The following is a 710-nucleotide window of genomic DNA, read 5'->3' on the forward strand; positions in this document are numbered from 1 at the left end:
ATGCCTGGCTGAGCGTTCGCGGCTTGACCGGTTTGGCAAAGGTGCCGCTGGCGTCGTACAGCGCTGGCGGCTCACCGCCGGTGAGGATCTTCCGCTGGTTGGCCGTAGTCGCCTGCTGGATCTGGATCGACTGGCCGTTCTTGATGTTGGCCGCCTGGCATTGGGCGATCAGCGCGGTCAGGGCATCGCCCTGGGTCAGCAACTGGTCGCCAATGCTCGACTGGCTGGCCAGTTGCTCAAGACCTGTGCGATCGGTCGGCAGGTTGAGGCTGGCGAGGATTTCGCTGCGCTTGCGGCCATGCTGCTCGAGCAGAATGATCAACGCTTGCTTGGTCGCCAGAATTTCTTCCAGCAACGGCATGTCGCGACCATGCAAAGCGAGGGATTCGGTTTGCAATAACTCCAGCAATTGTTGCGCTGGAGCAAAGTCGTCGTTGATCAGTTGCAATAAGTTAGTGTCGTGCATGGCTGGCCTTGGGGTTTAAGCGTCCAAAAGCCTGGCGCCGGCAAAAGCCTAGCGCTGGGCTTCGAAGTTGAGCAGTTTGCTGGCTACACGGTTGCTGTCGACGTTATAGCTGCCATCGGCAATCGCGGCTTTCAACTCGGCCACTCGGGCTTTGTCGACAGCAGGCGGATCGCGCAGCTTGGCAGTGACCTTCTGCAACTGTTGAGCCTCATTGCTGAGGTGTACCGACTCCCCGCTTTTGGCG

Annotated in this window: 2 protein-coding genes; both read right to left on the reverse strand. The window is 59.4% G+C overall.

Going from position 1 to position 710, the window contains the following annotated elements:
- Nucleotides 1-466: flagellar protein FlgN (locus J5M71_RS26220; RefSeq protein WP_207838365.1), on the reverse strand; the 466-nt coding region annotated here is incomplete at its 3' end.
- A gap of 48 nt (nucleotides 467-514) precedes the next feature.
- A partial coding sequence (gene flgM, locus J5M71_RS26225) for a flagellar biosynthesis anti-sigma factor FlgM (protein ID WP_207838368.1) occupies nucleotides 515-710 on the reverse strand: 196 nt, incomplete at its 5' end.

Origin of the sequence: Pseudomonas sp. 43(2021) (assembly GCF_017490805.1) — a bacterium.
Lineage (GTDB): Bacteria > Pseudomonadota > Gammaproteobacteria > Pseudomonadales > Pseudomonadaceae > Aquipseudomonas.